This is a genomic window from Nocardia sp. NPDC004722 (assembly GCF_053601505.1).
Map to the genome: position 1 here is coordinate 1 of NZ_JBSGBY010000442.1, position 7,182 is coordinate 7,182.

Annotated in this window: 8 protein-coding genes; 6 read left to right on the plus strand and 2 right to left on the minus strand. The window is 68.4% G+C overall.

The annotated features are described in order from the left end of the window. The 4 genes from ACWELQ_RS32560 to ACWELQ_RS32575 all read left to right on the plus strand — a co-directional run. Positions 1–484: ABC transporter permease (locus tag ACWELQ_RS32560; protein ID WP_452400869.1), on the plus strand; the 484-nt coding region annotated here is incomplete at its 5' end. A gap of 148 nt (positions 485–632) precedes the next feature. Next, positions 633–1,490 (plus strand): ABC transporter ATP-binding protein, encoded by an 858-nt coding sequence (locus tag ACWELQ_RS32565; RefSeq protein ID WP_452400870.1) that lies wholly within the window; start codon positions 633–635, stop codon positions 1,488–1,490. Further along, entirely contained in the window at positions 1,487–2,260 is a 774-nt protein-coding gene (locus tag ACWELQ_RS32570; protein ID WP_452400871.1) for an ABC transporter permease, read from the plus strand. Before ACWELQ_RS32565 ends, ACWELQ_RS32570 begins: the two co-directional genes overlap by 4 nt. Then, on the plus strand, positions 2,257–3,399 hold the full coding sequence (locus ACWELQ_RS32575) for an ABC transporter substrate-binding protein (protein ID WP_452400872.1): 1,143 nt from the start codon (positions 2,257–2,259) through the stop codon (positions 3,397–3,399). Before ACWELQ_RS32570 ends, ACWELQ_RS32575 begins: the two co-directional genes overlap by 4 nt. Positions 3,400–3,881: 482 nt before the next feature. On the opposite strand, the gene ACWELQ_RS32580 is transcribed toward ACWELQ_RS32575, so the two are convergent. Next, positions 3,882–4,400, minus strand: coding sequence for an NUDIX hydrolase (locus ACWELQ_RS32580; RefSeq protein WP_452400873.1), 519 nt, complete (start codon positions 4,398–4,400; stop codon positions 3,882–3,884). Positions 4,401–4,567: 167 nt separating this feature from the next. Here ACWELQ_RS32580 and ACWELQ_RS32585 point away from each other — a divergent pair, with 167 nt between their 5' ends. Further along, positions 4,568–4,948 carry a nitroreductase family deazaflavin-dependent oxidoreductase gene (locus ACWELQ_RS32585; RefSeq protein ID WP_452400874.1) on the plus strand — a complete coding sequence of 127 codons (381 nt, stop codon included), beginning with the start codon at positions 4,568–4,570 and terminating at the stop codon, positions 4,946–4,948. A 27-nt stretch (positions 4,949–4,975) separates the two neighbouring features. On the opposite strand, the gene ACWELQ_RS32590 is transcribed toward ACWELQ_RS32585, so the two are convergent. Next, a complete protein-coding gene (locus ACWELQ_RS32590) occupies positions 4,976–5,479 on the minus strand; it encodes a nitroreductase family deazaflavin-dependent oxidoreductase (RefSeq protein WP_452400875.1) in 504 nt (167 codons plus the stop codon). 159 nt (positions 5,480–5,638) lie between these two features. On the opposite strand from ACWELQ_RS32590, the gene ACWELQ_RS32595 reads away from it, so the two are divergent. Then, positions 5,639–7,182: glycosyltransferase family 39 protein (locus ACWELQ_RS32595; protein WP_452400876.1), on the plus strand; the 1,544-nt coding region annotated here is incomplete at its 3' end.

Here is a 7,182-nt window from a genome sequence, read left to right on the forward strand (position 1 = left end):
GGTGGCCGGGTGGGGCGGCAAGATCCATATCGCGGGCCAGCCGTGGCAGCCGTGGATGAGCATCGTGGTGATCGCTTCCTACCTGGTGTTCTTCCCGGTCGCGATCGGCACCCTGCGCGGATTGCAGTCCCCGGCGAGGGCCTCGGTCGAGTTGCTGCACAGCTGCGCGGCCGGATGGTGGGCGACGCTGGCGCATCTGCGGTTTCCGGCGGCCGTGCCGCACATCCTGCCCGCGCTGCGCCTGGGTGCGGCCGCCGCCGTGATCGGCAGTGTGGTCGCGGAGATCTCGACCGGCACCGCGGGCGGGATCGGACGGCAGATCATCGTGTTCTCGCAGCAGTCCACGGGCAATGCCGCCCGGCTGTACGCGGCGGTCATCGCGGCGGCGCTGCTGGGCGTGGTATTGACCGCCCTGGTGTCGGCGCTCGAAATGCTGCTGCGCCGCTACGCCCGCCCCGGGCATACCTCGGGAGCACGGCATTGACGCGAGCTCTATCGGCGCGGCCACGCGCCCTGCCGACACCAACCCGATTCCGTTCAGCGCCAATCCATTCGGCGCAGATCCAAGTCCTTGCCGGAGTCGAGACGGCCGCACGCCGTAGCGCCACCGGCTGTTCGTTCGGAGGTACCCCGTGACCGTGGAGGCATCCGCGTCGCTCCCGCATTCCGCCACCGCCGACGCCGTGCCCGCCATCGAACTGCGGGCGGTCGGCAAGATCTTCGGCGCGGGCGCGGTCACCGCGCTCCAAGACATCGAACTGACCGTCGCGGCCGGTGAATTCGTCTCGCTCATCGGCCCTTCCGGCTGCGGCAAGTCGACGCTGCTGCGGATCGTCGCCGACCTCGAGGAACCCAGCTCGGGAACCGTCGTGGTGCACGGCAAGACCGCGCGGCAAGCGCGGCTCGACCAGGACTACGGCATCGCCTTCCAACAGGCCGGGCTGCTGGATTGGCGGAGCGTGCAGGAGAACGTCGAGCTGCCGTTGCAGCTGCACGGGGTCGGCAAGAAGGAACGGCGGGCGCGCAGCGCCGAACTGCTGGAGATCACCGGGCTGACCGACTTCGCGCGGCGCTTTCCGGCCGAGCTGTCCGGCGGCATGCAGCAGCGGGTCGCAATCGCCCGCGCCCTCGCGCGAAAGCCACCGTTGCTGCTGATGGACGAGCCGTTCGGCGCCCTCGACGAGATGACCCGGGAACGCATGCAGGGCGAGCTGCTGCGGATCGCCGAAGAGACCGGTGCCGCGGTCCTTTTCGTCACCCATTCGATCCCGGAGGCGGTCTTCCTCTCCGACCGCGTGGTGGTGATGTCCCCGCGCCCCGGCCGCATCACCGAGGTGCTGGCCACCGGCGGCTGGGACCGCGACAGCGACGACGATGTGCGGTCCGGCGAGGAGTTCTTCACCGCCGTGGCCGCGGTCCGCGCCGCCCTGCATGAGGGGCACGGCGGCGCAGGCACGCCGAAAAGCACCGCAGGACGGGACATGCGATGACCCGTGTCCTTCGAACCTGGTTGCCGCCAGTGCTTTTCGGCGTCGTCCTGCTCGTGCTGTGGCAGGTGCTCACCGTCGCGGCGGGTGTACCCTCCTTCCTGCTGCCCGCACCCAGCGCCATCGCGAAAGCCTTCGCCGACAACCATCACGCCATCCTCGAAGCGGCCGTCGCCACCGGCAAGAACGCGCTCGTCGGCCTGCTGGCGGGCGCGGTGCTCGGGATCGCCGCGGCCATCGTGGCCGTGCGATTCCGGGTGGTCGACGGGGTGCTGGGCGCGCTCGCCGCGGGCGCGGCCGCGGTGCCGATCGTGGCGCTGGCCCCGCTGCTGAACTCCATGTTCTCCACCACCACCGACCTGCCGCGCCGCCTGGTCGCCACCATCGTGGTGTTCTTCCCCGTCTTCGTCAGCGCCACACGAGGATTGCGGCAGGTGCCGCGCGTGCACGCCGACCTGATGACCGCCTACGCCGCCACCGGCTGGCAGATCACCCGCACCGTGCGGCTGCCCGCCGCGCTCCCGCACCTGTTCACCGGCCTGCGAATCGCCGCCCCGGGCGCGGTGATCGCCGCGATCATCGCCGAATACTTCGGCGGTCTACAGCACGGCCTGGGCAGCCGCATCACCTCCGCGGCCGCCAATACCGCCTACCCGCGCGCCTGGGCGTACGTGGTGGCCGCCATGATCCTCGGCCTGGTGTTCCTGGCCGCCGTGTTGCTGCTCGAGCAGCTCACCCGCAGACCCCGCACCATCCCTGGGAGATCGAAATGAGAAGTACCACCCGTAGATTCCGCGTCCGGGCCGTGCTGGCCGCCGCCACCCTGGTGGTGGCCGCGCTGTCCGGATGCAGCACCAGCGACAACTCCACCACCTCCGACGGCCTGACCAAGGTCAAACTCCAGCTGCAGTGGTTCAAGCAGGGGCAGTTCGCGGGCTATCTGGCCGCCGCCTCGCAGGGCTTCTACAAGGCGCAGGGCCTCGACGTCGAAATCCTCGACGGCGGCACCGATATCGTGCCGCAAACGGTATTGGCCCAGGGGCAGGCCGACTACGCGATCGCCTGGGTGCCCAAAGCCCTCGCCTCGCGCGAGGCCGGCGCGGGCATCACCGATGTCGCGCAGATCTTCCAGCGCTCGGGCACCAAGCAGGTGTCGTTCAAGAGCGCGGGCATCAACGGCCCGGCCGACCTGAAGGGCAAGAAGGTCGGAAACTGGGGCTACGGCAATGAATTCGAACTGTTCGCGGGCATGACCAAGGCGGGATTGGATCCGGCCAAGGACGTCACGCTGGTGCAGCAGCAATTCGATATGAACGCCTTTCTCGCCCATGACATCGATGCCGCGCAAGCCATGTCCTACAACGAATACGCGCAGCTGCTCGAGGTGAAGAATCCCGCCACCGGAAAGCTGTACACGCCCGAGGATTTCGCCACCATCGACTGGAACGACCAGGGTGTGGCCATGTTGCAGGACGCCATCTGGGCCAATACCGAGAAATTGAAGGACTCGAAATACGCCGACCAGACGGTGAAGTTCATCGCCGCCTCCCTGCAGGGCTGGGCGTTCTGTCGCGACAATGTCGACAAGTGCCGCGATCTCACCGTGGCCGCCGGTTCGACACTGGGCGCCAGCCATCAGCAATGGCAGATCACCGAGATCAACAAGCTGATCTGGCCGTCCCCCAATGGCATCGGGATGATCGACAAGTCCGCCTGGGACCGCACCGTGGCGATCGCGAAGACCACCAAGAATCAGGAGGGCAAGACCGTCCTCACCAAGGATCCCGACGCCTCGGCCTACACCGTCGAATACGTGACCAAGGCCCTGGATCTGCTGAAATCCCAAGGCGTCGACGTGGTCGGAAGCTCTTATGTCGCACAGCCGGTGACGCTGACCGAGGGCGGCAAATAACGCATTCGTGAGGTTCACCCCCGGTCGGCACGCGCTGTGAGGTCGGGGGTGAACCCATGTGCGTGCAGACCCGCAACCCTGGGCGCCTTCGCGGCCCGGGGCGGGTCGAGCGCTTCGGCCGGATGCCATGTGATGTAAGTCACATGTTTATGAAACTGATATAAATGCTGGTGGAACGCGTTCTATGGTGTAACTCCGGTCGAGCCTAGGGAAAACTTCCTGCGGAATCCCCATCCTCGAGAATGTGAAGCGTGCATGATTCACATGCCCGACATGTCGTTCGAAAGATGAGGAGTACCACGTGTCCGGATCTGCTTCGGATTTCCTGGCGTCGGTTCTGATCAAGACCATCCAGGGTCTGTTCACCGGCAGCTCGGGCGGTTCGTCCCCCGCGGCCTGAACCGAACGTAGCAACGAAGGCCCATCGAATTCGCGCGGGATATCGATGGGCCTTCGCCATGTCCGGAGGTAGCGGGGGCGCGTCAGCGCAGCAGGTCCGGGATCAGGGTGCGGGTGTCGGGGACGAAGGGCCAGTTCGGATTCTCCAGGTGGGAGCGCAATTCCTCGTCGGTCCACCACCAGCCGTCGACGATCTCCTCCGGCTGATGGCGGATCGGGCCGTCGTAGCGCAGTTCGTAGGCGAAAAGGTGACAGCGCATCGGGCGGCCCGCCCAGACGCCGTCCCAGGAGGCGCTGGCCACGGGGAGCGGGTGGTCGTCGCGGGGGCCCAGTTCGATGCCGAGTTCCTCGCCGAGCTCGCGGATCGCCGCCTCGGCGGGGTCCTCGCCGGGGGCCAGCACGCCGCCCGCCAGACAGTCGTGCATGCCGGCGAAGACCGCCTTGGTGTCGGTTCGCTTGTGCACGTACACCTTCGAGCCGTCCCGGGAGCGCACCAGCACCCCGGCGCTGGCATGCCAGATGCCCTCGGCGTAGACCACGGCGCGTTCCTCCGCGCCGATCTCGCGACCGGCGGCGTCGTACACCGCGATCATCTCCGACATGAGCCAGGCTCTCCTTCCTGCCGCGCCGCGGGAATCGGGCGCCTGTAGAGCACCCTAGCGAGCCGGTTTCGCGCCCGGGGAGGCCGTGCGACGTCGATGTCACGCGGCATGATCGCGCGCGGCGTAGCCTCAGGGGCGCAACCGTTTTCGTCAGGGAGGACGAGATCATGCCGCTGCCCCGGGCCCTCGCGAGGATCAACCGCACGATCAGCAATCCGGTACTGGGGGTGGCGGCGCGGGTGGCGCCGTTCTTCGGGATCGTGATTCACCGGGGCCGCAAATCGGGGCGCGAGTATCGGTCGCCGGTCATGGTCTTCCAGCGCGACGGCGGCTACCGGATCGCGCTCACCTACGGGCGGGACGTGGACTGGCTCAAGAACATTCGGGCCGCGGGCACCTTCGAGTTCGAGACGCGCGGGCGCACGGTGACGCTCACCGATCCGGTGCTCGGGCACGACGCGTCCGCCTCCTGGGCGCCGCCGCTGGTGCGGCAGGTGCTGGTGGGCCTGAACGCCGAGGACTACGTCCAGGCCCGGCTCGTCGACTGAGAGGTCAGTGCATGTCGGCCGACGCGGTCAGTGCACGGTCAGCTGGATGATGACGCAGCCCTGCTGCCAGCTCTGGTAGGCGTCGGCCAGGTTCGGATTGCCCTGGGCGTCGATGCTCATGCCGTTGAACTTCGCCCACTGCTTGTTGTCGCGGGCGATGACCTCCGCGAGCCGCACCACCGATTCGGCGTCGGTGAGCACCTCGGCGTCGGCGGTGTGCTTCGGCCCGCCGAAGGACACCGCGATCGGCGTGCCCTTGCGGATATTGCTCACCCACGGGTGTTTACCGGTGCCGATCAGGATGTCGCCGTCGTGGCGGGTGTAGGCGACCGGGACGTCGTACACCTTGCCGGATTTGCGCCCGACCACGTGCAGGACGCACAGCCGCTTACCGACCTGCGGCGCCAGCAACGGCACCTTCAGCAGGCTGCGGATGAAGGTATTGAGCAGATTCTGGGTCGATCGGATCGGCTGCGGCCCGCTCGTGGTCGGGGTGCCGTAGGGGTTGGTGTCCGGGGATTGTTCGGTCATGCCGGGCCTCCTTCGCTCAAACGCGTTGCGCGGCAGTCACACCGGCATCGAGTATAGGCCGCCTCCCCGCACGACGCGGCGACCTGCGCGGAGTACCGGATTCACCGGCCGGACGCGGTAGATTTCAGGCAGTCCCGGCAGATGTCGAACAGTCCGAGCGTGACCCCGGCCGTCGAGGAGTGCGCGTTGACCGATGTGGTGGATCGCCCGGCCCGGCCCAGCGGATCGGGGCGGCATGCCAAGGCGGACGACCGTCCGCCCATGGCCTGGTGGACGGTCGCGGCGGTGGCCGGGCCCGCGGCCCTGGCCCTGGTGCTGTCGGCTTCGCGCTACGGCTATTTCGGCGACGAGCTGTACTTCTTGGCGGCCGGGCGGCGGCCCGCCTTCGGCTACGCCGATCAGGGTCCGGTGCTGCCGCTGCTGTCGCGACTCATGGACACCCTCGCGCCCGGCTCGTTCCTGGTGCTGCGGCTGCCGTCGGTGGCGTTGACGGTGACCGCGATCGTGCTGTGCGCCATGCTGGCCCGCGAATTCGAGGGCGGTCGCCGCGCCCAGCTGCTTGCCGCACTCGGCTATGCCAGCTCGCCGTTCCTGCTGTTGCAGGGCACCATGCTCACCACGAACGCGGTGGACACGGCGCTGTGGGTGATCATCACCTGGCTGGTGGTGCGCTGGGTGCGCACCCGCAACGATCTGCTGCTGCTGGCCGCCGCGCTGGTGACCGCGGTCGATATGCAGGTGAAATGGCTGATTCCGTTCTTCTGGCTCGCGGTCGCGGCGAGCAGTCTGCTGTGCGGGCCGCGTGAGCTGGTGCGGCGGCCGCTGCTGTGGCTGGGCGGGGCCGTCGTGGTCGCCGCGACCGTGCCCGAACTGCTGTGGCAGGCCCATCATTCGTGGCCGCAACTGAAGATGGGCGGGGTGATCGGGGCCGAACAGGGGATCCTCGGCGGTCGGCTGCTGTTCGTGCCGATGTCGGTGAGCCTGGCCGGATACCTGGGCGCGTTGCTGCTGCTGTGGGGACTGTGGGTGCTGCTGCGCTGGGAGACGTTGCGGCCGTACCGATTCATGGGCGTCACCCTGCTGCTGCTCTACGCCGCGTTCCTGCTCACGGGCGGGCGGATCTACTACGCGGCCGGCATGTACGGGGTCGTCATCGCCGCGGGCGCGGTCGGGGTGGTGGGCACCGCCGAACGGATCCGGCCGGTGTGGGGCCGGGCACTGACCGCGTTCGTCGCGGTATTGGCGCTGTGCGCAACGGCTTTCACGCTCTACTCGACACCTTGGCGGCCCGCCGACCAGGTCACCCCGCCTCGCGACGACGCGGAGGCGGCCGTCCGGATCGGCGTGTACGGGTCCTTCGGCTGGCACGAGCTCACCGACGAGGTGGTGCGCGTCTACGACGATCTGCCGCCCGCCGAGCGGGCCCACGCCATCATCATCACCGACACCTATTGGCAGGCCAGCGCTCTCGACGAGCTCGGCCGCACGAAACTGCCGCCGCTCTACAGCCCCAGCCGCGGCTTCGGCTACTTCGGCACCCCGCCCGACGACGCCTCGGCGGTCATCGCCGTCGGCGGCTACGAGGCGGTGCTGCGCAGCCAGTTCGCCCACGTCGAACCGGTCGGCAAAGTCGACACCCGCCTCGGTTTCAAGGGCAACACCCAGGACGTCACCATCTGGAAGTGCTCGGGCCCCAAGAAGCC